This window comes from Mesorhizobium sp. P2_C7 (assembly GCF_056404515.1).
In genome coordinates this window covers 1-26,498 of record NZ_JBFUDW010000008.1, presented here as the reverse complement: position 1 = coordinate 26,498, position 26,498 = coordinate 1, and the positions used below count along the sequence as shown (strand labels likewise).

Sequence of the window (26,498 nt, the reverse complement as noted above, 5' to 3'; positions counted from 1 at the left end):
AATATGTTTCACAATCGATTGTGCAAGCGCGCGCTTGCCTGTATTTAGAATCTCACATCGGCCGGCAAGGTCGACGGAGTTGGCTGCTGCAGGCCTGGGAGAGCGAGATGGTGGCTGATGTGGCTGGAGGGCCAAAGGGGGGAATTGGGGGCCCATCGCGGCCGCAGGATCGCGAAGGTTCGATATCGTGTCGGTAGTCGTTCTGGATGTTGGAAAAACCAACCTGAAGGCGAGCCTCGTCGCGGACGATGGAGAGGTCATACGCTCTCTTGAAGCGGAGAACCGCTCAATAGAGGGGAATGGCTATCTCGTCCAGGATCTGGAGGCCGCCTGGCGTTTCATGTTCCAGTCCCTTTGCGGGCTGTCGGAGCTCAACAAGGTCTCCGACGTCATCGTCAGCACGCACGGTTCATCGGCGATGATCGTCAATCAGGACGGGTCGACGACGCCGCTTCCCGACTATGAATCGACCATGCCGGCCGAGCTGGACATACGTTACGCGGAAGTCGCCGACGGGCTCGATGAGCGTGGCGCCAACATAGGGCTTGGCGCGACAAATATTGCCAAGCAGCTGTTCTGGATACAGCTGAAGCACCCCGATCTTTTCGCGAAGGCGGCCACGCTGATGCCGGCGCCCCAATATTGGGCTTGGCGGCTCTCCGGCGTTGCGTCGATGGACATCACCAGCCTTACCGCCCAGTCTCACCTGTGGAATGCGCGAGAGAAAAGGTTCACGTCCCTGGTCGCCAGACAGGGATGGCAGCATCTCATGGCTCCGGTGAGGATGCCCTCGCATGTGCTTGGGCCGATATCGGGTCATCTGGTGGATCTGTGCGGACGGCTCGGTGGCGTGCATGTTCGTTGCGGCGTCCACGACAGCGCGGCAAACTTTCACCGCTACCAAGCAGCCGGCTTCACCGACGTGACATTGCTGTCTTGCGGAACTTGGCTGGTCGGGCTGAGCGACACGAAATCGAATTCGATCCCGCCTGGGATCGACGTGACCTTTCAGCAGTCGGCGCTTGATGTCCCGCTGACGAGCTGCCGGGCGATGGCAGGGCGCGAGTTTGAGATATTGACCGGCGGCAGACGCGATATTGCCACCGTGGATTCCGTCAACAGGATCCTCGAATCGAACATTTTCGCACTGCCGAGCTTCGTGCCGCGCGGGGGACTGTTTCCCGACGCGGGCAACAGGGGAAGAGTTGTCGGCCCCATGCCGACTGATCCCCTCGATCGCACGGCTCTGGCGATCGTCTACTACGCTATGCTCGCGAATGTCTGCGCCGCTTATCTTGGGGATCAGCGGCGGCTCATCGTCGACGGAAACGTGACTGCGCAACCAATGCTCGGCGCCCTGCTCGCGTCGCTCGATCCAGAGCGGCGCGTCCTCATCGCATCGGCAAAGAACGGTACGGCGACGGGCGCAGCTCTGCTGGCGGGGATCGCCCATCCAAATCAGCTGCGGTTCGAAGCCATCGACTGCGGCGGCCTGAATGTGACCGCGCTACGGGACTATCATCGGGCCTGGCGCCAACAGATTGACGAATCCAACTATGGAGACCATCGGTGACACTTGAACTAAGACAACAGATGATCGAAACCTGCCTGCGGATGAATTCTTCCGGCATCAACCAGGGAACCTCGGGCAACCTCGCCGTGCGTAGCGGGAAAGGCTTCCTGATCACCCCGACGAGCTTGCGCTACGAGGTGATGAAACCGGAAGATATTGTCGAGATGGATTTTGAAGGAGGCTATTATGGTGCGCGTCTGCCGTCTTCCGAGTGGCGGTTCCATCGCGACATCCTGAAGGAGCGTTCGGACCGAAACGCCGTGCTGCACTGCCATTCATCTTTCGCGACGTCCTTCTCGTGCCACCGCCGCCAGATCGAGGCTTTCCACTATATGATCGGCATAGCCGGCGGGAACACCATCCGCTGCGCCGACTATGCGCCCTATGGCACCCAGGAATTGTCGGAGAACGCGTTAAAGGCGCTGCAGGGACGCGACGCGTGCCTGCTCGCCAATCACGGCCAGATCGCCGTCGGCCGCGATCTTAACCATGCCTTGCGCATTGCCAACGAAGTGGAGACGCTGGCGCGACAGTACATTCAGTCGCTTGCGATGGGCGAGCCAATCCTGCTCACCGACGAGGAAATGGACCATGTGCTGCGCCAGATGAAGCAGATGTCCTACGGCAACGCGCCAGATCTGGAGGGCGCCACCATCCGTCTGATACCAAAGGAAAACCATACGGGATGATTGATTCTGTGCGGCGGGCTGGCGAATCGCTGGCTCGATGCCATGCGCCAAGACAACTCATAACTAAATATATGTCATAGTCCGACCGGATACCGGTACGTTGCGGGGCCAGACCGGCTCAATAACGCCCATATCGATCACTCCAAAGCCCCATTGTCGTGCAGGGCTGATTCAAACATGGGTCAATTCTCAATGGAAATGTCATATGCTGCCGGATCAGTTCTCGGTGGCAAATCAACACCTAGCCTCGGTTCAAGGATATTGCGCGCCATCTCAATGTGGGATCAGGCAGCTGCCTTTGGGGCTCGTTAGGGCCGGATCGTTCTCATGCCATTTCACAACCGACTGTGTAAGATTGATATCCTCTAAGGAATACGGAATCACAGCACCTGAGGTGAATTTTTGGCTATCGACAATCAACAACGCTCCACGATTTATGAACTCTCGAAAAAAGCTGGTCTTTCCGTCTCGACGATCAGTGCTGTATTGAGTGGGACTTGGTCGAGGCGGGGCATCTCAGCCCGGACGGCGGAGGCTGTGAAAGCGCTGGCAAAAGCGCACAATTACATGCCGAACAAGCAGGCCCAGGGCCTTCGCAAGTCCGTCTCGCAAATGACGGGACTGATGATCCCCTCGCACAACAGTCGGTTTTTCGCAGCGGTTGCACAGAGCTTCGAACTGAACGTTCGCCGTCGGGGAAAATGTCCTATCGTGGTTAGCGCCGGTCGTGATCCGGCCACCGAACGTGAAACCGCTAAGACATTGATTTCGTACTCTATTGAGGGTTTAGTTATCTGCGGTGCAGCCGACCCGGATGGAGTCCATGAGATTTGCAGTTCTGCTGGGCAGCGCCATGTCAACATAGACCTTCCCGGGTCGAAAGTATCGTCTGTCATCAGCGATAATTTCAATGGCGGCTTGACCCTGACGAGCGCAATTATTGAGACTGGAAACAAGGACGGCCTGCGGGCTAATGATATTCATTTTTTCGGGGGATGCAGTGAGGTCTCAACGCTCGATCGTATTCGCGGATTCAAGGTCGCTGTCGACAACTTTGCCGGTCCACCGACCGACGAAGTCATTCATTTTACTGGCTATGACCCTGCGAAAACATGTCAAGCCTTCGAGACGTATTATCAGAATCATAGCCGTATCCCGCGTCGTATTTTCCTGAACAGTACTCTCAATTACGAAGGATTTCTTCGCTTTTCATCTCGCCATCCAGATCTTGATTTGTCCGATATCGAAATTGGTTGCTGCGACTACGATCCTTTTGCGTCATTTTGTATTTTCCGGACATGGATGATAAAGCAAGACGTGGTCGCAATGATGGAGAAGGCCTTTGATATCCTGGATAAGGATCCAGGTGACCCAACCATCTACTACATAACGCCGATACTGGTTCCTCCCAGATCTTCCCTTCCGACGCCGGAGTTGACGATGATCAATGTCGAAACGGGCGTGATATAGGGGGCGAGCTACCGGTTCTCTGGCGCTCGAATGAGATCACGATGGTGGTCAAGTTACGTCGCCATTTTGACGTTTTGTAGGGCAAGTCCTTGTCCCCGTGCTGCGCGCTAGCTTGCGGCCCGTTCTTCAAATCCTGCCTCTCGCGCTTTCTCTGATCGCCGACCTCGATCGTGATAAAAAGAACTTGCCATCACAATCGATTGTGCCACATACTTGGGCTCTCTAAGGGCGAGGAGATCGCGTTAACTGCCATTGGAGGGATGAGATAATTTCTCAGCGCTAGAGGAGGGGGCCGTCTGCCTGGCAGCGACCTTGACGCGCTCAGAAAACCGATTAACTTCGGGCACAATCGTTTGTGCTTTTGACACCGACTGATGCCTTGCATCGTCCGGTCGAGATCTTATTGGCTGAACAAGTAGAGGGAATTTACATGCCAAAACTGTACAAGGTCGCAGATATTAAGAGGGAATTCACGCCACGTGGATCATCCACTCATGTGTTTGTAGACGACAAAGATAACGCCAGCATGGCAGCTGGCGTTGTATACTTCAAAGACTCCAATATCGATTTTAAACTCTGGTACGATGAAGTCATGTTCTGCCTATCCGTGGAAGATAGCTTTTCTATCGTGATCGACGGAGAAGAGAATTTTATGAAGCCCGGTGACATGATGTGGTTGCCGGCGGGAACCTCTCTGATTTGGCGGTCGAAGGGCACGTCGGCGGCGATATTTGTGGTTACGCCTCCCGACTGGGCCGCTAGACGGCCTACGACCTAGATTTGAAGCCTCAACAGGTTGCCCTCGTTTAGGGCCGCGGCGACTGATAGGTGGGTTGGACTTGAGGCTGCCGTGCGGACGGTGCCAATTATCTCTGTGCAGCCGTACCGGCAATTCAACGGCGCGGAGGGCTGAGGTCGGATAGGCGGCGGCTTAACCCATTCGCGCAGCGCCGCCTAGGTGAAGCACCCGGCCTTGAGCGCCCCCTGGTCTTTGGAACGAGGGCGTTTCCGGTTTTCTACCAACCACTTGGAGCTGAAGAGATAATGGAAATTACCGGAAGGACCGCTCTCATATTTATGCTCACCGATCCCGTCGAACACGTCCGCGGCACGATCATTGTCAACAAGAGCTTCGAGGCTTTAGGGGTCGACGCGGTGTTCGCGCCGCTCCACGTCCGGCCCGCTGATCTCGCCTCTAGTCTTGAGGCGTTGCGAAGGATGCTTAATGTGGTCGGGCTGGGTATCACGGCTCCCCACAAGATTGCCGTGATCCCTCATCTCGAACACATGACGGAAGTCGCAAGACGGGTTGGTGCGGTGAACGCAATCCGCTTCAACGCCGATCGAACGTTGACCGGAACCAACACGGACGGGGCGGGCTTCATCGCTGGTCTTGCTGCCAACAATATCTCGGTAGCGGGACGTCGTGCCCTGATCGTTGGGGCCGGGGGTGTAGCCCGCGCTATCGCCTTTGCCTTAGCGGACGAAGGATTGGTAGAGCTCGTCCTGGCGAACCGAAATACAGAGCGTGCAGTTGCTCTTGCCGCAGAAATAGCGGCCGTCGTCCCGTCCTGCCGAATTGTGGTTCGCGATGCGAATGCGCAGGACATAGCTGCCGGAATGGACTTGGTGGTGAACGCCACCAGTCTTGGGATGAAGGAAGGCGATCCCATGCCCTTCAGCATCGCCGCCATGGAGCCAACCGCCATTGTTGCCGAAGTAGTCGTCAATCCGGTGATGACGCCGCTGCTTCAGGCAGCTGCTGAACGCGGCCACGCGATTGTCTCCGGCGCGGAGATGCTCAAACCACAGCCGCGTCTGGAAGCGGAGTTCTTAGGGCTTCTGCCTAATCGAAGGGGATAGGCACACAACGATGCGACAATTACCTGAGATACGAGAAAGGCCAGAAATCCGGCCTCGGGGAGGGTGCCACAAGTTATGAACCTGCGGCAACATATACGCGTTGCGTACCTGCCCAGTCGTGACTCCATGTCGGCCTGACGTGAGCGAAGCGTGGGCATTCGCGGTGGTGCTGGAGAAGGTCCCCGAGGTCCGATGCGCGTCAAGGACGGTCAATGGCGGAGAAGGCGCATGAGCATTCCGATCGCACGAACCGTCGCCGAGTTGCGCATGGCCGTGGCCGGATGGCGTCAGAATGGCCTGAAGGTCGCTGTCGTGCCGACTATGGATGCCTTGCATGAAGGCCATCTGAGCTTGGTGCGTGCCGCGCTCGCCAATCGAAACGTGCGACGAGGCGAAAGCTGGGAACAGATGACAAAGCGTTCAGCGGCAGCGTAGGATCATTCATTAACCGGTAGGTTGGTCTCCGCAAATCGAGCGGTTTGCCGTAAACAAAATCCGCCAACCCATGAGTTTTTCAGATTAGCAGGGTATCGTTTTTGAAAAACACCCGGGCCACTATCGCCGATATCGCCGCTAAGGCTGGCGTCAGCCCGTCAACAGTAGATCGAGTGCTGAACTCACGGCTTCCGGTCAAGGGGAAAACCGCTGAGCGGGTGTTATCGGCGGCCCGTGAACTGCGTTATCACGGCACAAACCTGATGATGCAGAGGATTGATGAAAGTCGCGGGTCGGTGTCTGTCGGGCTTGCCCTCCAGCACAAAACCAATCCATTTTTCCGACAATTGGCTGAGGAGATCAACGCCTATGCCAAGCATGCCCGACCCGAATGCCGCAGCATTTTGATCGAAGACTTTAGCGACCTGACCCCAAAGGGCATGGGGCGTGCGCTGCACCAGCTGGCTGCAAAGGTCGATGTGGTCGGCGTCATGGCTTTCGACCATCCTGCGGTGAATGAGGCCGTCTCTCTGCTCGCCGACATTGCAAAACCCGTCGTCGCCATCGTGTCCAATCTTTCAGCGCCTCGCCTTGCCGGCTATGTCGGGATCGATCACCAGAAAGCGGGACGTACCGCAGGATGGTCCTTGTCGAAGCTCCTCAATCGCTCTGGCAAGATCGGCATGCTGATCGAAAGCTATCAGTACCGTGCCTACCAGGAGCGAGAGATAGGTCTTCGCAATTACATTCTCGAGCACGAACCGGGTATGGAACTATGCGAGGGCGTCTACGGAATCGCTACCAACTCTGTCGTCGAGAGAATGTTCGAGGAATTACTCGCCCGTCATCCCGATTTAAGGGGGCTCTATTTTATCGGAGCCGGTGTGGCGGCGGTTTTGCGGACGCTCGAAACTTTACCTCCCGAACGTCGTCTCCACGTCGTCTGTCACGAACTGACGCCGGTGACCCGTGCGGCGCTGGCTTCCGGAACGGTCGGAATTGTTCTCGATTCGCCGCGCAAGGACCTCGCGCGCGAGATCGTTGACCAATTGGTTCGCCGCGGCTTGAATCCAGCCTCGGATCCCCGCTCCACCCATGTCGAATTTCGCCTGTATTGCCCCGAAAACCTGTAGGCTCCTGCGCCCGCAAAAAGACGTCACGATCGCTCAAACGAGCACGACTGGACAGCGCTGACCGACCATACGATATTTCATAAACGTCGACGTTGGCCAATGCGCGCGCATGCCAAAAGGCCGACAGTCGCTGGACCACCACACGAGGCATGATCTGGGTCGAAAAGGCGCATCGGGCCGAAAACCAGCCATTCATTCAGGCTTTGCGGCTGCGAGCCGCGTTCTCAGCGCGTTATGCGTGAATTTTCCCGTTGCGCAACGAGGTCAAAAGCGATGCATTCAAATGCGCCCCACCCAGTCCCAGATCAAGGCGGTTGCCATGTTTGATATATCACCCTACCGTAGTTGCAAACGCAAATGTGAGGGACGATGGTCAGCATTCGAAGTGAGTTTCTGCATGCCAAGTTCACGTCGTGGCGTGCGGAGTTGGTGGAGTTTGGCGATCATTCAGGCCGCGAATTTCTCTGGGATGGAAACGCAGACATCTGGAAGGGTACATCACCGATCCTGTTTCCCATCGTGGGTAGGGTTCCCAACGACAGCGTGATGATCGGCGGCCGGCCATATGGCTTACGTCAGCACGGATTTGCACCATCCAGTGAATTTGCCCTCATGGCCGCCGAGGAAGGTAGCTGCATCTTCCGGCTGGAGGCAAGCGCCGCCACGCGGGAGCTCTATCCTTTCAACTTTTGCCTGGATGTAGCCTACGGCTTGAACAGGAACACCCTAACCATGACGGCTAAGGTGACCAACCGCAGTGCGGACGTCATGCCTTACTCGTTCGGGTTCCATCCGGGGTTTCGCTGGCCTCTTCCTGATGCCGGAGAACGGCTTGAACATTTCATCGAATTTGAGGAGGAGGAATCCTGCGCTCTGCGTAGACTATCTGCAGGTCTTCTGGACCCGAAACCATATCCGAGTCCGGTCGCGGGCAGGAGGATTGAATTGTGCGATGAGCTATTCAGCGACGAAGCCATGATGTTTTTCGATCTTGAATCGCGACGTTTACGCTATGGCTCCGGCAAGGGAAGCTACCTTGAAATCGAATGGCGAAACCTACCCCACCTGGGCATCTGGACAAAACCTTTGGCCGGCTACGTTTGCATCGAGCCTTGGCAAGGTTTCCCCACGCCTCTCGGCTTTGATGGCGAACTTTCAGAAAAGCCTGGCATTCTCTTGCTTCAACCTGGTGAACATCGGGACTTTGAGATGTCGATCACTGTCATGGGCCGTGATCCGACTTAACTCGCCTACAATGCATCCAAGGCATGATTGTGAGGACCGACTTGGCTTCCACCACCCGCACTTTCCGACGTCCGGCTTCACATACATGGCCAGTGCTGACTGCCCGCTGAGGCTCGTCCAGCCATCGTCCCGAAGCGCGCGCGCTATTGGTGAGGACCCCCTTGCGCCTATGGCGTTGATGGTGCCGATGCCTCGGTCTACGACCAGATCGAGGAAGCCAATCGGTTCAAGCTCACGCGACCATCATCTTTGCCAACTGCTTCAGATTTAGCCCTTCAGTCTGCAACAATTCCGGATCGCTGATTGTTTGCGCTGCGATAAGCATCTCGCTCAGCCTGACATCCTTTGCCAGGATGTTACCTTCAGCGAGCGCGCTGACGGCGACGATCCGATTGGCTTCGTCTAGGTGAAAAAGAAACAGGCCTGCGACGCCCTTTCGCCGAACGGTCCGGACTGCGGAATTCGGTAGACCAGCGACCTGGAGGGTCAGTTCATACTGATCGGACCAGAACCAAGGCATCCCAGTGAATTGCTGTGCGCGGCCAAGCATGTTCAATGCAGCTGTGCGACCTTGGTCTTTGGCCGCTCGCCAGCTCTCCAAACGGACGGATTCACCGCTAATCGTGGGAAAGCAACAGCAATCGCCGGCTGCAAACACATCAGGATCCGTCGTTCGCAAATGCGCATCAACGGAAATGCCGTTGGATACCGCCAGACCTGCATCCTGTGCAAGCGCGGTCACTGGTTGCGAACCAACGCCGGCCAGCACTACATCGGCCTGGAAAGTGCTTCCATCGGCAAACCGCAGCTCCTGGGTCCGTCCGTTCGTAGCAATTCCTGTCAGTTTCTGGCTGCAGGAAATGCGAACACCAGCACCCACATGCCTGTTGTGCAATGCAGCGGCGATTTCTGCCGGCACTGCCCGTGAGAGAATTCGTGGAAGACCTTCAAAGACCGAAACCTCGCAGCCATTCTGGCGCGCACTCGCGGCTATCTCCAGGCCGATGAAACCAGCGCCAACAATCGCGATCTGCAGGCGTTGAGAGATCGCTTGCCGCACCAGGCGGGCGTCGTCCAATGTTCGGAGATAGACACAGCTCTCGCCGCCTGGAACAGGTAGCCGTCGAGGCACGGACCCGGTCGCTAACAATAGTCTCGAATAGGCGAGACTGCCGCCGCCTACGAATTTGACTGTACGGGAGGGCCGCTGGATGCTGCTGATCGTCTTGCCGCGATGCAATGTGATCTGGTGACTTGCGAAAGCCTCCAAGGGGCGGATCGAACGGCCGGGTTCACTCTCACCATCCACCCGAAGCTTGGACAGCGGAGGTCTTTCGTAGGGTACGTGCAACTCGGATCCGAAGAGATCGATCGGGCCGTCATAACCGCATTCTCTCAAAGAGAAAGCGGCGCTGACGCCAGCTTCTCCGGCGCCAACGATAATAATGCCGCTCACGTCGTCGTCTGGACGTTCACGAAGACCCGCCCGGCCTGGATGCGCACCAGATAGATTGCAAGGTTGATGCACACCGGGGCACCCTTGGCCTGGCCGGTCTTGTAATTGAATCTTCCGTTATGTTTCGGACATTCGATGATGTCTCCCATCACCAGGCCATCGGCAAGGTGAATCTTTTCATGCGTACAAAGCCCTTCCGTGGCAAAGAAGTTTCCGTCGGGACTGTGATAAATCGCGAAGGTCCTCCCTTCGTAATCAAATCGTGCAACATCCTCTTCATCGATGTCATCGGTGGCGCAGGCGTCAATCCAGTTGTCTGAAGTCATGATAAGATCCGATCGGGGTCGTGGTGTTTGATCCGCGGGGTTATTCTGCTGCAACCACGGTTGCGCCAGTTTTGTGCAACTCCGGTCGATAGGCTTTTGCGTGGGGCGGGAGCGCACGCGTGATGTACCAATTGGGGTCCTTCCGCTGCCGAATAATGGCGGGGATGATCTCTGCATAGGCGTGGAAGGTGCTGCGATAGGGGGTGGGCATGTCGTGGAGCGTCAGCCTGTGGAGCGCCGGCAGCTTGTGGTAGGGGACCATGGGGAACATGTGGTGTTCCACATGATAGTTCATGTTCCAGTAGATGAACCGCAGAACTGGATTGACGTAAATCGTCCGGGCGCAAAGCCTGTGGTCAAGTACGTTTTCCTCTAATCCGGCGTGTTGGGTGATGGCGAGATAGTAGGAGAGCCATCCGCCATACATGCTTGGAAGCGGGCCAATCAGCAGCACCGGCAGCCATGATCCCAGATAGACGGCAACCGCTACGATACCCAGATGAATGATCAGCAGAAGTCGCGCTGTGCGGTAGATGCTCGGACGCTCCATGTCGGGAACAAAAGACGCTTCTTCCGGATTTAGCTTCCCAAATGCGTGTTTGATCATGTTCTTGAATGTCAACGGAACCCGACGAATGCCGAAAACCGCCATGACCATTCTTGCGAGGTCTGCCGGTCGCATTGTTACAATTTCAGGATCGCGTCCGATAATGGTCGTGTCGGTATGGTGCCGAGCGTGACTCCAGCGCCAGATCTTGGGCTCCCGCAGCATCATGAAGCACGCAATATTGTAAACAAGATCGCTCAGCCAGCGTGTCTTGAACGCGGTGCCATGTCCCGTCTCATGCCAGCGCGCATCCGACGCCGAACCGTAATACACGCCGTAGACGGCCAGGATCGGTACGCACCAGAAGCTTCCCCAGGTGATGTAGGCTCCAAATGCCAGAGACCCGAGAATGGCAAACCATAGAAGGGTATCGCGGATCGCGGGGCCGTCGGAACGTTTCATAAGTTCTTTCAGCTTCGCCCGCCCAATGTCGGTATGATACCATTCCGCCGCAGCGATGCCTTCCTCGATCGCTGCTGTCGCGTCCCGGCCCAGCAGGCTGTAATCCCGTTTGAACTCGCGAATTCGCGCCATCTACCTTGCCTCCGGTTGCCGACTTCAAAGAGCTGTTGGTGCGCTCGGCCGACAAAGGTAAAGCCGAACACCCTGCTTCTTGCAATGAAATGTCCAACAAATATATCAAAACTGTCAGACCCTGGATTTGCAAAATGACATATTTATGTCATTTTCGGCGAAGGTTGTCCTGGTGCGGAGAGGCATAAATCGCTTCACGGCTGCGAGCTTTCTGGCCATATGGGGAACGTGGGCACCTTCTTTGAAGCTGTGGTGGGACCGCTCGTCGCGTCAAAACTCTGACAGTTTCGGCTTAACTCCGATGCGGGATTCAGGGTGGACAGTGAATATAGGTCAAAATCCGCATATTTGACATATCAAAAATATCGCCTGATGTCCGTTTCCTTAAGTTTGCGAAGCACGTGGAAGGGAGGCAATTCGCGAAAAGCCATAAATCGTGCGGAGATATTGCTTGCGCAGCCGATCACGCCAGACTAGATATCATATATCAGAGAGTTAGCAGAATGGCGTTCCACGCGCATTACCCCCAAGACGCGCTTCTAACCCAGCTCGACAAAGGCGCTCCTCCTATGGAGGTTGGAGTCCCTATCAATCGTGTCGGCGAGCAGGGATGGAGGTTGCTGAGTGAAGACCTGCCATTGCCGGTGGCGGTGCTCAAAGAGAAAAGCCTCCGTCACAACAGCGAATGGATGAAGGCGTTTCTGGCCCAGGGCGGAGCAGTTCTTGCTCCGCATGGTAAAACGACCATGAGCCCGGCGCTATTCGACCTGCAGCTTGCGGATGGCGCATGGGCGATCACCGTTTCCACGCCCCATCAGGTTCAAGTCGTGCGCAGCTTCGGTTACAAACGCATCTTCCTTGCAAATCAGCTGATTGGCGCAAAGGCGATCGACTACGTCATTTCTGAATTGGCCCGGGACGCCGAATTCGAGTTCTTGTTCCTGGTCGACTCTGCGGTCAATCTTGAAGCAATCGCCAAGGCAGCACAAAAGGCGAAGCTCCAGCGTCCGCTCGATGCCCTCGTGGAGATCGGATATTCAGGTGGCCGCACCGGTTGCCGCAGTGTCGAAGAGGCGCTGAACCTTGCGCGGGCCGTGAACAGGACCGAAGCCGTGACGCTGCGCGGCGTGGAAGGTTTCGAGGGACTTCTAAAGGGCGCAGACAATGCGGGGACACTCGCATTAGTCCATTCGTTCCTCGATAAAATGGTGCAGTTCGCTCAGGCATGTGACCTTGAAAAGCTTTGGGGCGCCGAAACTGTCATCCTGAGTGCCGGCGGATCCGCGTACTATGATGTTGTCGTGGAGAAACTGGGTTCCGCAGCGCTTTCGAAACAGAACATGGTTCTGGTTCGCTCGGGTTGCTACATCACGCATGACTCAATCCTGTACGCCAAGGCAGTTCAGGCGCTGCGGGAAAGAAATCCAGGGTTGGCTGACGCGCGTGGCGGACTGACACCGGCGTTGGAAGTTTGGGCCTATGTCCAATCGAGGCCGGAGACCGAGAAGCTCATCGCGGCACTGGGCAAGCGTGACGTCTCGCATGACGACCAGCCGATTCCTCTGCTCTGGTTCCGTCCGGGTTCTGGGATGGAGCACCCTCGACAGCTGTCTCCAGATCACGCCGTGACGCGCTTGAACGATCAGCACTGCCATGTGGCAATTCCTGCCGATTCACCTCTCCAGGTTGGGGATATGGTCGGCTTCGGCATTTCTCATCCCTGTCTCACCTTCGACAAATGGAGAGTCATGCACATAGTTGATGAAAATTATCACATCACGAGTTCCATCCGCACCTATTTCTAACGGGCGAACACGGACAAATTGTCGAGGGGAAAACGTGACGAAGACCTATCTCATCACCGGCGGCGCGAGTGGAATTGGGGCTGCCCTTTCACGGCTCGTCGCGGAGGCCGGCCACACCGTCTTTGTGGCCGATATCAATCTTCCGGGAGCCGAGCAGGTTGCCTCGGCAATCGGTCCGTCGGCGTCCGCCGTAAAGCTCGATATCTGCTCCGAGGCGCAGTGGGAGACAGTCCTGGACCTGATATGGAAGGAGCGTGGCGGCCTTGACGTTCTGATCAACAATGCCGCAATCGTCCACACAGGTTTTGCGCGGGACCTTCCTATCGAAAAGCACTTGCAAACGATGGACACAAATTTCTTCGGCCCGGTGAAGGGCATGCTCGCGGCACTTCCGCGCTTCAAATCGCAGGGATACGGGCACCTCGCGACGGTTTGCAGCATGACAGCGCTGCTGCCGTTCCCGGGTATCGCCAGCTATGCCGCCGCGAAACATGCCCTTCGCGCTTTTCATCTCGCGCTGGCCATGGAAGAGCGCCAAACGCCAGTGAAATTTACCATCGTCCATCCAACGTCCACCGAAACGCCGATGTTGGACAAGGAAGCGGAAGATGACGCGATGGCCCTTTCCTTTGCCGGCATATCGGTCACGCCCGAATATGTCGCCAAGGTGGTTCTCGAAGCCATTCGCAATGAGGAGATCGAGGCCTTCGCGCCGCCGGAACGCGGCGATGTAGTGAAAAAGCTCGGGACCAATCCCAAAGACCTTTGGGAGATGATGGACCGCAACTCTGCCATCGGCGCTGAAAAGCTCAAGGCTCGCCGCGCTGAAAAGGCAATGAACGCGCCTCAATGACAGCGATGCAGGGCATGGCCTCGTCACGTGAAGAGTGCCATGCCTGCCTCGACAGCGTCGGCCGACCCGGCAACGATAATCGTTGACCGCGAAGTGCTTCAGCTTTTCTGTCTTTTCTTTCGCCGCGATGGCGTTGCGTCGTCGCCGTTTTCAGCCCCGCTCAGTCTTTGCAGGATATTGTAAGATCCTTCGCGGAGGTCCCTAGTGACCAAATCGCCGGTTTCGGCCGGCGAGCGCCTGTTCAATGCGTCGACAATCAGAAGATGCAGATGGACAGCGGCCGTTGCGGGTCGGGTGATCGGATATTGATTGTTCACGAAAGGATAAGCAAGGAGCCAGAGATTTTCAATGTACCTCACGAGGACATCGTTGCCACAGGCGCGATAGATCGTGAAATGAAACTCCTGGTTTGCAGCAAGTGCTTCCTTCCAACGCTCTTCCTTTTCGCTCTGGATAAACCTCTGGTGCAGTACGCTTAGTCTCGCAATGTCCTCATCGCTAATCCGCACCACCGCAAGTTCTGCTGCGAGTCTCTCGAGAGGCACCCGCGTTTCGCGAATATTGATGTATTGCGGAATCGACAGCACTGGCACACGGGGTTGATGGCCAAGTCGGATTTCCAATGCGCCCTCGCGCACGAGCTGGAAAATGGCCTCCCGAACCGGCGTTGGCGACGTGTTGTATGTGGCCGCTAACCCCCTGATATTGAGGCGTGCTCCAGGTTCGTATTGGCCGGTCATGAGTGCCACGCGCAAACGTGAGTATATCCGCTCCGACAGGCTGTGCCGATTGAGACCGAGATCCTCGTTACTATCGATATCGGTCTCTGGTGTGACTATCGAATTCATATATGCCTTCCCGCCTGTCCAATACCGGCGTCTGAGTTTACCAGCAATAATGCCAGCAAACCCCGATTACGAGATGTCGACAAGGCGAAGCCCGCTTTTCAGCCCTTGGGACCGGTCTTGTCCATAGGAAAGTGACATGCAAAGGCGGTTTCGTCCTGGTGAATAAGCATGGGCTCGACAGTGCGACAGAGTTCCTGTGCCTTCCAGCACCGCGTTCGGAAGCGGCAGCCGCTCGGGGGATCGGCGGGGCTGGGCACGTCCCCGGTCAAAACGATGCGGCGGCGGGTGCGTTCGCTTCGAGGGTCGGCGGTTGGCACCGCCGATAGGAGAGCGGTCGTGTATGGATGTCTTGGCGACGTGAAAATCTCGTTGCGGGGACCGATTTCAACAATCTTGCCAAGATACATAACGGCAACGCGATCCGAAATGTGGCGCACTGTCGATAAATTGTGCGCGACAAACAAGTAGGAGAGGCCTAGCTCTTGCTGCAAATCATGGAGCAGATTGAGCACGCCTGCCTGGATGCTCACGTCGAGAGCGGAGACGGGTTCATCAAGAATGATGAGTTTCGGCTTGACCGAGAGCGCCCTTGCAATACCCACGCGTTGTCGCTGGCCGCCTGAAAGTTCGTGGGGAAAGCGGTCAAGATGCTCCGGGTTGAGTTTGACGAGTCCGATCAGCTCACTGACACGATCCGACATGTCCTTTTTTGACATATCCAGAAGACGCAATGGCTCCGTCACTATCTCACGGATTCTCATTCGAGGATGAAGCGAAGCAAAAGGGTCCTGGAAGACTACCTGGAGATCTTTTCGCTTTGCACGCATTTCCGCCTCGCTGATCTTGCTGAGGTCGGTTCCCTCGAGGAGCACTTCTCCCGAGCTGGGTGGCAAGAGTCTGAGAATACAGCGCGCAAGTGTCGACTTGCCGCAGCCGGACTCGCCGACAAGCCCAAGTGTTTCTCCCTTGGCAATATCGAAACTGACACCTGCAACGGCCCGAATGACCGGAGCGTTCTTCAGAGTGGAAAAGACCCCGCCAGCGCCGAAATCCTTGGTCAGGTTTCTAACCGACAGCAAAGGCTCACCGGCATCCGAATGGCTCACAGCTCTAGTGGTCTGTCCCGCGGGGAGATCCTGCAAAGTGGATGTCATGCCGAGTTCACTCTGGTTTTAGCAGCCGGGATGGCCTGGGCGAGATGACAGGCCACGTCGGTTGGCCCGAAACCTCGGAGTTCGGGCCTTTCGAGCTGACATCTTTCGACAGAGAAACTACATCGCGGGTTGAAAGCGCAGCCAGGCGGTATGGTACCTGCCGTCGGCGGAGCCCCACCGATATCGCTGAGACGAGCAATCTCCCCGGTCAGCTGGGGCAACGAACCCAGCAGGCCTCTGGTGTAGGGATGACGCGGATTGTCGAACAAGTCATCGACTGGCGCTCGTTCAACGATCGAGCCCGCATACATGACCGACACGTGCTCAGCCATGCCGGCGACGACGCCCAAGTCATGGGTAATTAGCACCAGGCCGGTTCCGCTGCCCTCGCAAAGATTGCGGAGAAGCTCCAGCACCTGCGCCTGGACGGTTACGTCCAAAGCCGTTGTCGGTTCGTCGGCGATAATAAGATCTGGCTTGTTGGCGATTGCGATTGCGACAACCACGCGTTGACGCATGCCGCCGGAGAATTCGTGAGGATATTGGTCAATGCGCTTTTCCGGAAAAGGAATCGCGACCGAACGAAACAATTCGATCGCCCTTGTCCGCCCCTCCTTGGCTGTGCACTGCGGATTGTGAATCCTGATCGCTTCGACCAATTGGTCGCCGACCGTCAGTACGGGATTGAGCGCAGTCAGGGGATCTTGAAAGACCATCGACATTCTCGATCCACGCAATTGTCGCAGGTCCTTTGCAGGACTGCCGATTAGTTCTCGACCGAGAAGCTTGACCGAGCCGGAAACCATCGCGGAAGGCGGCAAAAGCCCCATGACGGCACGCATCGTGATGCTTTTCCCCGAGCCGGATTCACCGACGAGACCCATAATCTCGCCTCTCTTCAGAGAAAAATTCACCCCGCGAACGGCCTCGACGTAACCGTTCGCTATTTCAAAGGTCACGCGTAGATCATTTACTTCGAGAAGAGGTTGGTCGCCCATGTCATGCTTTCCGTGGGTCGAGAATATCGCGGACCCGGTCGCCGATGAAATTCAGCGCGAGAACGACACTCAGGATGGCCAAACCGGGCGCTGCGGCGATCCACCAATAGTAGAAATTCACGGTGCCATCCGAGACCATCGCGCCCCATTCCGGGGCAGGAGGGGCGGCGCCGAGACCGATGAAGCTCAGCGATGCTGCGAGCAGTACGACCTGCCCGAAATCCATAGTTGCATTTATGAGAATCGGCGTTCCGCAGAGAGGCAGGATATATTTCCGCAGCAATCGGCCTTTGCGGACGCCGGACGATATTGCAGCCTCGACATGCTCCATTTGTTTGACGCTGATAACTTGCGCCTGCATCAGACGCGTATAGAGCGGCCACCAGACAGCAATCATCGCCACCGTCGCCGTCCAAAGTCCCGGGCCTAGTGTAGCCGCGACCGCCATCGCCAGGAGCATTGGCGGAAAGGACAAGGTGATGTCGACCAGCCGCATGATGATCGTGTTTATCCAGCCCCCCAGGAAACCTGCCATCGCTCCAAGACAACTGCCGAGGATCGCACCGACACACACGACGAAAAATGCGACGGGAATGGAATAGACCGCTCCCGATAGCGTCCGTGAAAAGACGTCGCGACCCAAGCCGTCGGTACCAAACAGATGCTCAAGGCTTGGGGGCTGGAGCCGACGGCCAACCATGTCGAAAGCACTATAGGGCATCCAATATTGCGCGGTTAGAGCAGCAAATATCCAAAACAGGATGATAGCGAAGCCAATATATGCGGGAATGACCGACCACAGATTGGTGCGGCGTCGTTTACGCCTGAGCGTTGCGTGTAAGGTGTCTGCTGCGGCCATGGAATTGCCGGGCTCCTACTGGAGTTTGATGCGAGGATCGACCAGCACGTAGGTGAGATCGGTAAGGAGATTGGTCAAAAGAAACGCCGTCCCTCCAAGCATGGTCACTCCCATAATCGCCGGATAGTCCAGTGCCCGGGCGGATTCCACTGCGTAGGAGCCTATGCCGGGCCACGAAAAAATCGTTTCGGTCAAAACAGCGCCGGTAATGAGGAAGGCGAAGGAATAGCCGATGACGGTGATCGCAGGGATCAGTGCATTCCGGAGGGCGTGATGGAAGAGGACCCTTCTTTCGGTCGCACCCTTGGAGCGCGCCATAAGAATATAGTCCTGGCTGAGCACGTCGAGCATGCTGGCGCGTACCAGCCGAGATATTATGCCGGTGACAGACCATCCAAGGACGCTCGCGGGAAGTATCAAGTGGGTGGCAGCCTCCCAGAACGTCGACATGTTGCCGGCGAACAGCGCGTCGACGGTATAGAAGCCGGTAATCGTGGATTCTGGGGACGTGCGGGCATCAAGCCGCCCCGGTCCGGGGAGAATACCAAGCTGGACGGAAAATATGAAGAGCACGGCAAGCCCGGACCAGAATACCGGAAGCGAAGATCCCAAAAGTGCGAAAAGGCGCACCAGGTGGTCCACGGCGGTATCACGCATACGCGCTGCGACTACCCCAAGCAGAATTCCTGAAACCGAGCCAAACAGCAATGCCGCAACGACCAGTTCCACTGTCGCGGGAAGGCGCTCCATCAGGTCTTGAGCGACCGGCCGCTTTGTCCGGAAGGACGTGCCCAAATCCCCCGTGACCACGTTCTTCAGATAGATCAGATATTGCTCGACGGGCGTCTTGTCCAAACCCCAGCGGACTTTCGCCGCTTGAACCGCCTCCGGATTACTGAGCTGCCGCTCGGGCAGGATCGAGGAAAGTGGATCCGCCGGCGAGGCGTGCGACAGAAGGAAGGCGATGGTAAGCACACCCAAAAGCAAGGGTGGAAGTCCGATCAAACGGCGAAGAACGTATGTATGAGCTTGCATTGTTCGCCCTTTCGATCAGACTTCCACGTTCCCGTCGTCGCGCATTACTGCGCGAAGCTGAGATCCTGTAGCGGCAGGATTGACGTCACGCTGTACTTCATTCCGCTTATGTTCTTGCTATAGGCAAGGATCGTATCGGGACCGACCAGTGGCACGATGATGCGGTCCTTGATCATCTCCAACGCGATCTGGTGATAGAGTTCGTCGCGTTCGTTGATCGGCGCCGCAACGGCCTTGTCCAGCAGTTCCTTTTCCTTGTTGTTCAACACGCCCTCTATCTTGTCTCCGCCAGAGCGAGCCAGCCAGCGTGTGCCCGGGATCATACCAAAGGTTTTCACATACTGGTCGGTACCGAAGTAATCAGGTCCGTAAAACGATGCAGTCAGCGGCGTGTGGTCTCCCTTGACCGTGTCAAGCCAGACCGGGAAGGTGGCAGGCTTCAGCTGAAGGCGGATGTTCACCTTGGCGAGGTTCTGCTGCACGAACTGCATGAGCGTTGACATATCAACCCCATAATAGTTCTCGTTGGGAAACACGGATTCCATGTCGAAGCCATTCTCAAGCCCTTCCTCCTTCAGGAGTTGCTTGGCTTTCTCGACATTGTATTCCGGCTGCGGCAGGCCGTCGGTGCCGGGGAAGCCGTTAGGAATCGCAACGGGCACGACCTTGCCGGCCCCGCCGATTGTGAAGTCGATGATGCCCTTATAGTCGATGGCGTAGGCTATGGCCTGCCGCACCTTGAGCGTCAGCGGTACCGTGTTTGCCTTCGCGCCCGGGCTTAGCGCCATGTAAAGGAAATTGTACGAGGGCACTGATTCGACGACTACATTGGGAGCTTTGATCGTCTGGGCGGTATCCGGTGCGATCTGCATCGCTATATCGACCGCGCCGCTTTCAAGCGCCTGTGCCTGCGCAACAGAATCCTTCGTCTGCTTTATGACGATTTCGGCGATCGCGGCTGGCTTGTCCCAGTATTTTTCGTTGCGTTTGAACCGCAATTCGTCGTTCGGGCTGTAGCCTCCCAGCACATAAGGGCCGCTGCCTGCCGAATTGGTGAGGAACCAAGGCTCCGCGCTGTCCGAGGCAGCCCCATCCTTTGAGGCCTTGGCACCCTGTGTCGAGGCGACGTCGCTGTTTACCACACCGGAGTATGGCGCGATGACTTTGCCGAGGAATTCCGAATCCGGCGCCGACAGTTTGACCACGACCGTGCGTGCATCGGGGGTCTCGATCGACGTCACGGTTTCGAAGAGCCAGGCCATGCCTCCTTGGAGATTGGCCAGCCGCTCCCAGGACCATTTGACGTCCTTGGCTTCGACCGGCGATCCGTCGGAGAAGACCGCCTTCGGATTCATGTGAAACGTGAACTGCGTATTGTTGTCGTTGACCTCCCACTTTTCGGCCAGCGCCGGGGTGATCGTCTTGTTGTCATCTCCGAGCCTCACCAGCGTCTCGTAGACCGCATACAAATAGATGTTGCAGGTATCGCACGTGGTACGAGCGGGATCGAGTGAATTGACGGCAAGGTTGCGGGCAATAATGAGCGGTTTTTGCGCTTGCGCGGAGGCAAGAGACGTCGAGCCAAGCATAGCCAGGGCGATAGCCAGCGGGAGCAAGGCACGGCCGACTCTTTTGCGATTGGGAGTCTTATCGAACGCTACGGTCATTTTGATCTTCCCCTTTGTTGATTGGTGACGAAACGCGGCGCTTCAGAACGTCCATCATATATCATAACGTTGAATTTTGGGCCACCTGTCAATGGGAAATTTGGCGGGAACCAGCCCCGCAGGCCATAAATGGCGGGAGGTCAGTCCGATTATTTCGGCAGAAAGGACGTTCAGAGACGGCTTATCTGCTATGTCAAAATGGCCGTAGCATTCTCCAGCCGGAAAGAAATGTGAGAATTTTCAATGATTTCGATCCAAACCGGAGAAAGTTGCGATCGATGGAAGATTGCGTCTCGACACTAGCGAAGAGTTTGCTATATCAAAAATGATCGTTCCGATCCCGGGTGGAGGCTTTTGTGCCGACAACATCTCATTTTGAGACCTGTATAGATTTCGAGCTGGCCATCGGTGAGAGCCCGGTCTGGGACGAAGAGAAAGGCCTCCTGTGGTTTATAGACGTCCTGCGGCCGGCAGCTTTCACCCTCGAACCGGCCTCAGGAACGGTGGTGGAGTACCCGATGCCCGACGAGATAGGCAGTCTTGGCCTCGTCGCGGGCGGCAAGTTAATTGTAGCACTCAGGAGCGGTGTCCATATTTTCGACCCGGCCACCCGGTCGCTCCAATTTCTCGTTCACCCTGAACCTGGCCGTCCGACGAACCGGCTCAATGATGGGAAAGTCGGTCCCGACGGGTCGTTTTGGGTCGGTAGCATGCACGATGCGTTGCCGCGGCAACCGACGGCGAGCCTGTACCGTGTAACACCAGGTGGCGAAGTGACGACCATTATCGACGGGCTGCGTGTCTCAAACGGCCTCGCCTGGAATCCCGACGGAACAACAATGTATCACGCGGATTCGCGGGGGCCGGTCGTGCGAGCTTTCGACTTCGATCCGGGCAGTGGACAAGTCTCCAATCAACGGACCATCATCGTCCTCGACGAAAAAGGCGGCCTGCCCGACGGGGCAGCGGTGGATGTCGAGGGTTGCTATTGGAGCGCAGGTATTTCCGCTGGGGTCCTCAACCGGTTCACGGCCCACGGCTCTCTCCTCGAGACCCTGGTATTGCCGGTAGCAGCGCCGACGATGCCTTGTTTCGGCGGACCGGATTTCAAGACAATGTTCGTCACGTCCCTGACAACCGATCGGGACGGGAAGCATTCAACCGGTACTTTGATCGCCTTTGACGTCGCTGTGCCTGGTCTTCCCACATACAGGTTTCCGGAGCAGGCACCCCATGCCCTGCATCCCGCATAGCGCGGTGTCGGGACTTTTATCATCTCAACCCCGGAGGGCCCCGCATGGTCGCTGATATTCAACACGTTGAAACCCTGGGCGCCATGCTTGGAGAAAAAGCCGTCATGTTCGGCGATGACGCGGCCTCGTATGAGGACGGTGCCCGCTATGACAAGGGGCGCGCCTCATTCGTTGTGCGACCGGCTACGACAAAGGAAATGTCCCAAGCAGTGTCCTATTGCGTGCGCCACGGGATACATATCATTCCGCAAGGGGGCAACACGGGCGTCGTCGCGGCTTCGACGCCGGACTCCAGTGGAACCCAGGCGGTGATTAGCATTGACCGGTTGGCCCGGAGCCTCAATCTGGACGTCGACAACCGTTCGGTGGCCGTAGATGCGGGTTTCCTGCTGTCGGATCTGAATGCCGCGCTCGAAACCGAAGGGCTGTTCTTCCCAATTGATCTTGGTGCAGATCCCCGGCTGGGCGGCATGCTGTCAACAAATACAGGTGGGGCACGATTTCTCAAATATGGCGACGCCCGCAAGAATACGCTTGGCATTAAGGTCGTGTTGGCGGATGCGGAAGGTACGATCCTCGATTTCGGCCGCGAGCTCAGAAAGAACAACACCGGCATCGACTGGAAGCAGATTTTTATTGGTACATCCGGCAGTCTCGGCATTATCACCGAATGTGTTCTCAACCTTGAACGGCGCCCAAGACAAAGCGCCGCTGCATTGCTGGTTCCATCAAGTGCCGGCCATGTCATGTCACTGCTTCGTGCAATGGAAACACGCGCCGGTGGCTATCTCACTGCCTTCGAGGGCATGTCCGCAAATGCGATTAAGGCCACGCTCCATCATATCCCATCTTTGCGCAATCCCTTCGAAAACCGCGAAATCCCCGATTACGTGATCTTGGCGGAGTTAACGCGAACCTGGGATCTTCGCGACAATGAGCAGACGCTCGACAGCGTGCTTGAAACGGTCCTGGCAGAAATGTGGGAGTTGCAAGAGGCGCCCTTGGCCGATGCTCTGTTCGGGTCGGCGCATGAAATGTGGGCGCTGCGCCATGCGATCTCCGAGGGCGTGAGACAGATGGGAAAGCTTGTCGCGTTTGATCTGGCCTTTCGCAGAGGTGACGTGATGACGTTCTGCGAGCGGATGAAAGCCGAAATACCGGCGCGCTTCCCTGGCGTTGCGGTCTGCGATTTCGGTCATATCGGCGATGGTGGTGTGCATTTCAATCTCGTTGCCGATCGGGCAAGCGGCGTTGCTGCAGATGCGAGCATGGAGGGCCAGCTCAGGGACTGGGTGTATGACGTCGTGGTCAATGACTTTGATGGCAGCTTCAGTGGTGAACATGCGATTGGCCGGAGAAACCAAGCCTACTACGACAAGTTCACGCCGGCTGTGCTGAAACATATGGCGCGAGAACTCAAAACGATCACCTCACCAGCGGGTCTCGGTGCGGTGAGGTTCGGCTAGCAATTGACCTCGTCGGATCTCTTCGAGGCCCGGCTGGAGCCGGAAAAGGCGATCAGCAAGGGGCAAAGGCCTGCTGAAAAGGGTTGAAGAAGGAAGAAAGACGATGGACGTACGCGCTGCCGTTGCCGTTCAGGCCGGAAAGCCGCTGGAAATTATGACGGTACAACTCGATGGTCCGCGCGAGGGCGAAGTGCTGGTCGAGATCAAGGCGACCGGCATCTGCCACACCGACGAGTTCACTTTGTCGGGCGCAGATCCCGAAGGCCTGTTTCCGGCGATCCTCGGCCATGAAGGCGCCGGCGTCGTCGTCGATGTCGGCAAGGGTGTCACTTCGGTCAAGAAGGGCGACCACGTCATCCCGCTCTATACGCCCGAATGCCGCCAGTGCCCGTCCTGCCTGTCGCGCAAGACCAATCTGTGCACGGCCATCCGCGCCACGCAGGGGCAAGGCCTGATGCCGGACGGCTCGTCGCGCTTCTCGATCGGCAAGGACAAGATCTTTCACTATATGGGCTGCTCGACCTTCTCGAATTTCACCGTGCTGCCCGAGATCGCGCTGGCCAAGGTCAACCCCGACGCCCCCTTCGACAAGATCTGCTACATCGGCTGCGGGGTGACCACCGGCATCGGTGCGGTCATCAACACCGCCAAGGTCGAGCAAGGCGCCACAGCGGTCGTCTTCGGCCTCGGCGGCATCGGCCTCAACGTCATCCAGGGCCTGCGGCTTGCCGGCGCCGACATGATCATCGGCGTCGACCTCAACAACGAGAAGAAAGCCTGGGGCGAGAAGTTCGGCATGACGCATTTCGTCAATCCGAAGGAGATCGACGGCGACGTCGTGCCCCACCTCGTCAACATGACCAAGCGCGGCGCCGACCAGATCGGCGGCGCCGACTATACGTTCGACTGCACCGGCAGCACCAAGGTGATGCGCCAGGCGCTCGAGGCGTCGCATCGCGGCTGGGGCAAGTCGGTGGTCATCGGCGTTGCCGGCGCCGGCCAGGAGATTTCGACGCGGCCGTTCCAGCTGGTCACCGGTCGCACCTGGATGGGCACCGCCTTCGGCGGCGCGCGCGGCCGCACCGACGTGCCGAAAATCGTCGATTGGTACATGGACGGCAAGATCGAGATCGACCCGATGATCACCCACACGCTCAAGCTGGAGGACATCAACAAGGGCTTTGATCTCATGCATGAAGGCAAGTCGATCAGAAGCGTCGTGGTTTACTGAGGAGAAAAGAGCCGCCGACCGAAGGGCCAGCGACTCAAATTGCCTAGGGTTCAACAAGGGAGGAAGAAAATGCCTGAGAAAGTGCATCCCAAGATCGACAATGGCTTGCCCAAGGAGAGCGCAAGCTTTGCCGGCGGCACATTGGTTTGCGCCTGCACCAGCAAGCCGGTGAAGGTGAAGGTCAAGGGCCAGATCGCTCACAACCACGCCTGCGGCTGCACCAAATGCTGGAAGCCTGACGGCGCAGTGTTCTCGGTCGTTGCCGTGGCAGGCACCGGCGATGTCACCGTCACCGAGAATGGCGACAAGCTGAAAATTGTCGACCCGAGCGCGCTGATCCTGCGCCATGCCTGCACAGGCTGCGGCGTCCACATGCACGGGCCGGTCGAGCGTGACCATCCGTTCAAGGGCCTGTCCTTCATACATCCCGAGCGTTTCCAGGAAGACGGCTGGTCACCGCCGGGCTTCACCGCCTTCGTCTCGTCGATCATCGAATCCGGTGTCGACCCGAAGCGGATGGACGGCATTCGTGCGCAGTTGAAGTCAATCGGCATTGAGCCCTATGACTGCCTAAATCCCGGCCTGATGGACTACATCGCCACCTGGACCGCGAAGAAGTCCGGCGCCTTGCCGGCCTGAAGATCTGAAACGAAGCGTTCATGTGGCCGGAACAGCGATCCGGCCCGATATTCCCTGGATGCCAGTTGCCACCACACGCCAGCCCTCCGACAATGCCGCGCTCAGATATACCGGAGAGCGTGGGGACGACGTCCGCCTCGACAACATCGTCGTATCCGTTTCCCCCGCCAGCGCTCGTCAGATAGGTCTCGTTCTGTGGCCGAATGCTGAAAAGCCCGATCCGCGACGATCCTTCGTCACGCTCAAGGCCGACCTTCTTGGCGAGGAGCAGGTTGTGTCGTGCTTTCGCAAGGCAAGCCGGGGAACGAAGCGCGTGCTGATTTCGTGCCTGGATTCGACAATGGCCATGCCGAAGCCGTCTATCGTTTCGCACAACTCGTTCACCATGCGCGCATCAATGCCGCACAGGTGCCGTTCAGCTGGCCTTCGCGCGGCAACGTGCTCGACTACGTCTACGATCGCGAAAGCACGATCTATTCCCGCTTCGGGCTCGACGCCGTTCTGAAAGCAGCCGTCGATAGCCCGACGTCGCCGAGGTGGTGATCCTGGCCCATTCAATGGGCATGGCTGACCATGGAGGCTCTGCGCGACATGGCCAACAGGACGCAAAAGTGCCGCCCAAAATTCGTTCAGTCATGCTCGCCTCGCCTGACATCGATGTCGACGTATTCAAGCGTCAGGTTTCGGAGCTGGGCGACAAGCGCTCGCATATCACCATACTCTTCGCAAAACGATCTGGCGCTCAAAGTATCCACCTGGCTCAGGGGTGATGTGCAGCGCCTCGGTGCTACCGATTTTCGGCCATACGAAAATCTGCTTCACAATACGGCATCACCGTTATCGATGCCTCCGATGCGAAGCAGGGGGATGTTCTTCGGCATAGCACTTTTTCAGAAAACGCCGATATCCTGCGGAGCTTGGGAAATACCTTCCATGGCGGGACCAAAACCGCTGCTGCCCGTGTTGATGCCCGCGAGTGCTCCATTCGGCCGCCAAGGCCACTCCTTGATCATTCGGATTTCACGGCAGCGGGGCGAATGTTGCAGGCATCGACCGCCCCTCGATGAAGCGCTGCATCGAGAGGTGGCGTTGCGAGTTGCCACCAGGCTCGGGGGGCTTGAGGGCGGCTACTGGAACGTGGTCACCACGCCGATGCCGATGCCTTCGAAGCCGCCCATGGCCATCAGGGCGGCCGGAGCCTCTTCGAGGCTGAGCCTCTTGCTGACCAGAAGTTCGGGCTTCAGCTTGCCGCTGCCAATCATCGCCATGATCGCCGGATAGCGGTAGGCCTGCATGCCCAGGCTGCCGAGGATTTCGAGCTCGAAGGCGATCACCTGATCCATCGGCACCTGTGCCCTG

Annotated in this window: 24 protein-coding genes and 3 pseudogenes; 16 read left to right on the top strand and 11 right to left on the bottom strand. The window is 57.3% G+C overall.

Features of this window, described 5'->3' with window-relative positions; genetic code table 11:
- Positions 1-187 precede the first annotated feature (187 nt).
- From AC1D2G_RS17855 to AC1D2G_RS17840, 4 genes are all read left to right on the top strand, one after another.
- On the top strand, positions 188-1,573 hold the full coding sequence (locus tag AC1D2G_RS17855) for an FGGY family carbohydrate kinase (RefSeq protein ID WP_477415639.1): 1,386 nt from the start codon (positions 188-190) through the stop codon (positions 1,571-1,573).
- 20 nt (positions 1,574-1,593) lie between these two features.
- The gene (locus AC1D2G_RS17850) at positions 1,594-2,262 is read left to right on the top strand and encodes a class II aldolase/adducin family protein (RefSeq protein ID WP_436262007.1); all 669 of its coding nucleotides are present in this window, start codon (positions 1,594-1,596) and stop codon (positions 2,260-2,262) included.
- Between the two features lie 402 nt (positions 2,263-2,664).
- Positions 2,665-3,732: a LacI family DNA-binding transcriptional regulator gene (locus tag AC1D2G_RS17845; RefSeq protein WP_477415637.1), complete on the top strand. Its 1,068-nt coding sequence runs from the start codon at positions 2,665-2,667 to the stop codon at positions 3,730-3,732.
- A 430-nt stretch (positions 3,733-4,162) separates the two neighbouring features.
- Complete coding sequence (locus AC1D2G_RS17840) at positions 4,163-4,510, top strand: hypothetical protein (protein WP_477415635.1); 348 nt, start codon at positions 4,163-4,165, stop codon at positions 4,508-4,510.
- Here the strand turns inward: AC1D2G_RS17840 and AC1D2G_RS17835 are convergent.
- Positions 4,507-4,683 (bottom strand): annotated as a pseudogene (locus AC1D2G_RS17835) (IS481 family transposase); the annotation flags it as partial. The gene AC1D2G_RS17840 and the pseudogene AC1D2G_RS17835 overlap by 4 nt on opposite strands.
- Positions 4,684-4,809: 126 nt before the next feature.
- On the opposite strand from AC1D2G_RS17835, the gene AC1D2G_RS17830 reads away from it, so the two are divergent.
- The 4 genes and pseudogenes from AC1D2G_RS17830 to AC1D2G_RS17815 all read left to right on the top strand — a co-directional run bounded on the left by AC1D2G_RS17830 (position 4,810) and on the right by AC1D2G_RS17815 (position 8,408).
- Complete coding sequence (locus AC1D2G_RS17830) at positions 4,810-5,595, top strand: shikimate dehydrogenase family protein (RefSeq protein ID WP_477415633.1); 786 nt, start codon at positions 4,810-4,812, stop codon at positions 5,593-5,595.
- Between the two features lie 228 nt (positions 5,596-5,823).
- Positions 5,824-5,964 (top strand): annotated as a pseudogene (locus AC1D2G_RS17825) (pantoate--beta-alanine ligase); the annotation flags it as partial.
- 167 nt (positions 5,965-6,131) lie between these two features.
- Positions 6,132-7,163 carry a LacI family DNA-binding transcriptional regulator gene (locus AC1D2G_RS17820; protein WP_436260315.1) on the top strand — a complete coding sequence of 344 codons (1,032 nt, stop codon included), beginning with the start codon at positions 6,132-6,134 and terminating at the stop codon, positions 7,161-7,163.
- Positions 7,164-7,532: 369 nt separating this feature from the next.
- The gene (locus AC1D2G_RS17815; RefSeq protein ID WP_436260314.1) at positions 7,533-8,408 is read left to right on the top strand and encodes an aldose 1-epimerase family protein; all 876 of its coding nucleotides are present in this window, start codon (positions 7,533-7,535) and stop codon (positions 8,406-8,408) included.
- 232 nt (positions 8,409-8,640) lie between these two features.
- On the opposite strand, the gene AC1D2G_RS17810 is transcribed toward AC1D2G_RS17815, so the two are convergent.
- From AC1D2G_RS17810 to AC1D2G_RS17800, 3 genes are read right to left on the bottom strand one after another with little or no spacing between them, the layout of a single operon-like run.
- Entirely contained in the window at positions 8,641-9,864 is a 1,224-nt protein-coding gene (locus AC1D2G_RS17810) for an NAD(P)/FAD-dependent oxidoreductase (protein WP_477415631.1), read from the bottom strand.
- Entirely contained in the window at positions 9,861-10,190 is a 330-nt protein-coding gene (locus tag AC1D2G_RS17805; protein ID WP_477415629.1) for a MocE family 2Fe-2S type ferredoxin, read from the bottom strand. Before AC1D2G_RS17805 ends, AC1D2G_RS17810 begins: the two co-directional genes overlap by 4 nt.
- 40 nt (positions 10,191-10,230) lie before the next feature.
- Positions 10,231-11,331, bottom strand: coding sequence for a fatty acid desaturase family protein (locus AC1D2G_RS17800; protein ID WP_477269752.1), 1,101 nt, complete (start codon positions 11,329-11,331; stop codon positions 10,231-10,233).
- A gap of 503 nt (positions 11,332-11,834) precedes the next feature.
- Between AC1D2G_RS17800 and AC1D2G_RS17795 the strand changes: the two genes are divergently transcribed.
- Complete coding sequence (locus AC1D2G_RS17795) at positions 11,835-13,136, top strand: amino acid deaminase (RefSeq protein WP_477415627.1); 1,302 nt, start codon at positions 11,835-11,837, stop codon at positions 13,134-13,136.
- A 34-nt stretch (positions 13,137-13,170) separates the two neighbouring features.
- The gene (locus AC1D2G_RS17790; protein ID WP_477415626.1) at positions 13,171-13,989 is read left to right on the top strand and encodes an SDR family NAD(P)-dependent oxidoreductase; all 819 of its coding nucleotides are present in this window, start codon (positions 13,171-13,173) and stop codon (positions 13,987-13,989) included.
- 98 nt (positions 13,990-14,087) lie between these two features.
- On the opposite strand, the gene AC1D2G_RS17785 is transcribed toward AC1D2G_RS17790, so the two are convergent.
- From AC1D2G_RS17785 to AC1D2G_RS17760, 6 genes are all read right to left on the bottom strand, one after another.
- The gene (locus tag AC1D2G_RS17785; RefSeq protein WP_477415624.1) at positions 14,088-14,837 is read right to left on the bottom strand and encodes a GntR family transcriptional regulator; all 750 of its coding nucleotides are present in this window, start codon (positions 14,835-14,837) and stop codon (positions 14,088-14,090) included.
- A gap of 98 nt (positions 14,838-14,935) precedes the next feature.
- A complete protein-coding gene (locus tag AC1D2G_RS17780; RefSeq protein WP_477415622.1) occupies positions 14,936-15,991 on the bottom strand; it encodes an ABC transporter ATP-binding protein in 1,056 nt (351 codons plus the stop codon).
- On the bottom strand, positions 15,988-16,989 hold the full coding sequence (locus AC1D2G_RS17775; RefSeq protein WP_477269761.1) for an ABC transporter ATP-binding protein: 1,002 nt from the start codon (positions 16,987-16,989) through the stop codon (positions 15,988-15,990). The genes AC1D2G_RS17780 and AC1D2G_RS17775 overlap by 4 nt, the downstream gene beginning before the upstream one ends.
- 1 nt (position 16,990) lies before the next feature.
- A complete protein-coding gene (locus AC1D2G_RS17770; protein WP_436260305.1) occupies positions 16,991-17,848 on the bottom strand; it encodes an ABC transporter permease in 858 nt (285 codons plus the stop codon).
- Positions 17,849-17,863: 15 nt separating this feature from the next.
- Complete coding sequence (locus AC1D2G_RS17765; RefSeq protein WP_477269763.1) at positions 17,864-18,883, bottom strand: ABC transporter permease; 1,020 nt, start codon at positions 18,881-18,883, stop codon at positions 17,864-17,866.
- A gap of 44 nt (positions 18,884-18,927) precedes the next feature.
- On the bottom strand, positions 18,928-20,550 hold the full coding sequence (locus tag AC1D2G_RS17760; RefSeq protein ID WP_477415620.1) for an ABC transporter substrate-binding protein: 1,623 nt from the start codon (positions 20,548-20,550) through the stop codon (positions 18,928-18,930).
- Positions 20,551-20,906: 356 nt separating this feature from the next.
- On the opposite strand from AC1D2G_RS17760, the gene AC1D2G_RS17755 reads away from it, so the two are divergent.
- From AC1D2G_RS17755 to AC1D2G_RS17730, 6 genes are all read left to right on the top strand, one after another.
- Complete coding sequence (locus AC1D2G_RS17755) at positions 20,907-21,803, top strand: SMP-30/gluconolactonase/LRE family protein (protein ID WP_436260302.1); 897 nt, start codon at positions 20,907-20,909, stop codon at positions 21,801-21,803.
- 44 nt (positions 21,804-21,847) lie between these two features.
- Positions 21,848-23,269, top strand: coding sequence for an FAD-binding oxidoreductase (locus AC1D2G_RS17750; protein ID WP_477415618.1), 1,422 nt, complete (start codon positions 21,848-21,850; stop codon positions 23,267-23,269).
- Positions 23,270-23,372: 103 nt separating this feature from the next.
- Positions 23,373-24,500, top strand: a complete 1,128-nt coding sequence (locus AC1D2G_RS17745; RefSeq protein ID WP_477415616.1) for an S-(hydroxymethyl)glutathione dehydrogenase/class III alcohol dehydrogenase — start codon at positions 23,373-23,375, stop codon at positions 24,498-24,500.
- 69 nt (positions 24,501-24,569) lie between these two features.
- The gene (gene gfa, locus AC1D2G_RS17740) at positions 24,570-25,139 is read left to right on the top strand and encodes an S-(hydroxymethyl)glutathione synthase (RefSeq protein WP_477415614.1); all 570 of its coding nucleotides are present in this window, start codon (positions 24,570-24,572) and stop codon (positions 25,137-25,139) included.
- Positions 25,140-25,418: 279 nt separating this feature from the next.
- On the top strand, positions 25,419-25,682 hold the full coding sequence (locus AC1D2G_RS17735) for an alpha/beta hydrolase (RefSeq protein ID WP_477415612.1): 264 nt from the start codon (positions 25,419-25,421) through the stop codon (positions 25,680-25,682).
- Positions 25,683-25,696: 14 nt separating this feature from the next.
- Positions 25,697-25,909, top strand: a complete 213-nt coding sequence (locus AC1D2G_RS17730; RefSeq protein WP_477415610.1) for an alpha/beta hydrolase — start codon at positions 25,697-25,699, stop codon at positions 25,907-25,909.
- A gap of 357 nt (positions 25,910-26,266) precedes the next feature.
- Here AC1D2G_RS17730 and AC1D2G_RS17725 read toward each other — a convergent pair.
- A pseudogene (locus AC1D2G_RS17725) lies at positions 26,267-26,498 on the bottom strand (alcohol dehydrogenase); the annotation flags it as partial.

What these genes read in the sequence shown, in the direction of transcription:
- AC1D2G_RS17850 (WP_436262007.1), top strand. Translation starts at nt 1,594, where the DNA reads ATGATCGAAACCTGCCTGCGGATGAATTCTTCCGGCATCAACCAGGGA.
- AC1D2G_RS17840 (WP_477415635.1), top strand. Translation starts at nt 4,163, where the DNA reads ATGCCAAAACTGTACAAGGTCGCAGATATTAAGAGGGAATTCACGCCA.
- AC1D2G_RS17830 (WP_477415633.1), top strand. Translation starts at nt 4,810, where the DNA reads ATGCTCACCGATCCCGTCGAACACGTCCGCGGCACGATCATTGTCAAC.
- AC1D2G_RS17815 (WP_436260314.1), top strand. Translation starts at nt 7,533, where the DNA reads ATGGTCAGCATTCGAAGTGAGTTTCTGCATGCCAAGTTCACGTCGTGG.
- AC1D2G_RS17805 (WP_477415629.1), bottom strand. Translation starts at nt 10,190, where the DNA reads ATGACTTCAGACAACTGGATTGACGCCTGCGCCACCGATGACATCGAT.
- AC1D2G_RS17800 (WP_477269752.1), bottom strand. Translation starts at nt 11,331, where the DNA reads ATGGCGCGAATTCGCGAGTTCAAACGGGATTACAGCCTGCTGGGCCGG.
- AC1D2G_RS17795 (WP_477415627.1), top strand. Translation starts at nt 11,835, where the DNA reads ATGGCGTTCCACGCGCATTACCCCCAAGACGCGCTTCTAACCCAGCTC.
- AC1D2G_RS17785 (WP_477415624.1), bottom strand. Translation starts at nt 14,837, where the DNA reads ATGAATTCGATAGTCACACCAGAGACCGATATCGATAGTAACGAGGAT.
- AC1D2G_RS17780 (WP_477415622.1), bottom strand. Translation starts at nt 15,991, where the DNA reads ATGACATCCACTTTGCAGGATCTCCCCGCGGGACAGACCACTAGAGCT.
- AC1D2G_RS17775 (WP_477269761.1), bottom strand. Translation starts at nt 16,989, where the DNA reads ATGGGCGACCAACCTCTTCTCGAAGTAAATGATCTACGCGTGACCTTT.
- AC1D2G_RS17770 (WP_436260305.1), bottom strand. Translation starts at nt 17,848, where the DNA reads ATGGCCGCAGCAGACACCTTACACGCAACGCTCAGGCGTAAACGACGC.
- AC1D2G_RS17765 (WP_477269763.1), bottom strand. Translation starts at nt 18,883, where the DNA reads ATGCAAGCTCATACATACGTTCTTCGCCGTTTGATCGGACTTCCACCC.
- AC1D2G_RS17760 (WP_477415620.1), bottom strand. Translation starts at nt 20,550, where the DNA reads ATGACCGTAGCGTTCGATAAGACTCCCAATCGCAAAAGAGTCGGCCGT.
- AC1D2G_RS17750 (WP_477415618.1), top strand. Translation starts at nt 21,848, where the DNA reads ATGGTCGCTGATATTCAACACGTTGAAACCCTGGGCGCCATGCTTGGA.
- AC1D2G_RS17745 (WP_477415616.1), top strand. Translation starts at nt 23,373, where the DNA reads ATGGACGTACGCGCTGCCGTTGCCGTTCAGGCCGGAAAGCCGCTGGAA.
- gfa (WP_477415614.1), top strand. Translation starts at nt 24,570, where the DNA reads ATGCCTGAGAAAGTGCATCCCAAGATCGACAATGGCTTGCCCAAGGAG.
- AC1D2G_RS17730 (WP_477415610.1), top strand. Translation starts at nt 25,697, where the DNA reads ATGGGCATGGCTGACCATGGAGGCTCTGCGCGACATGGCCAACAGGAC.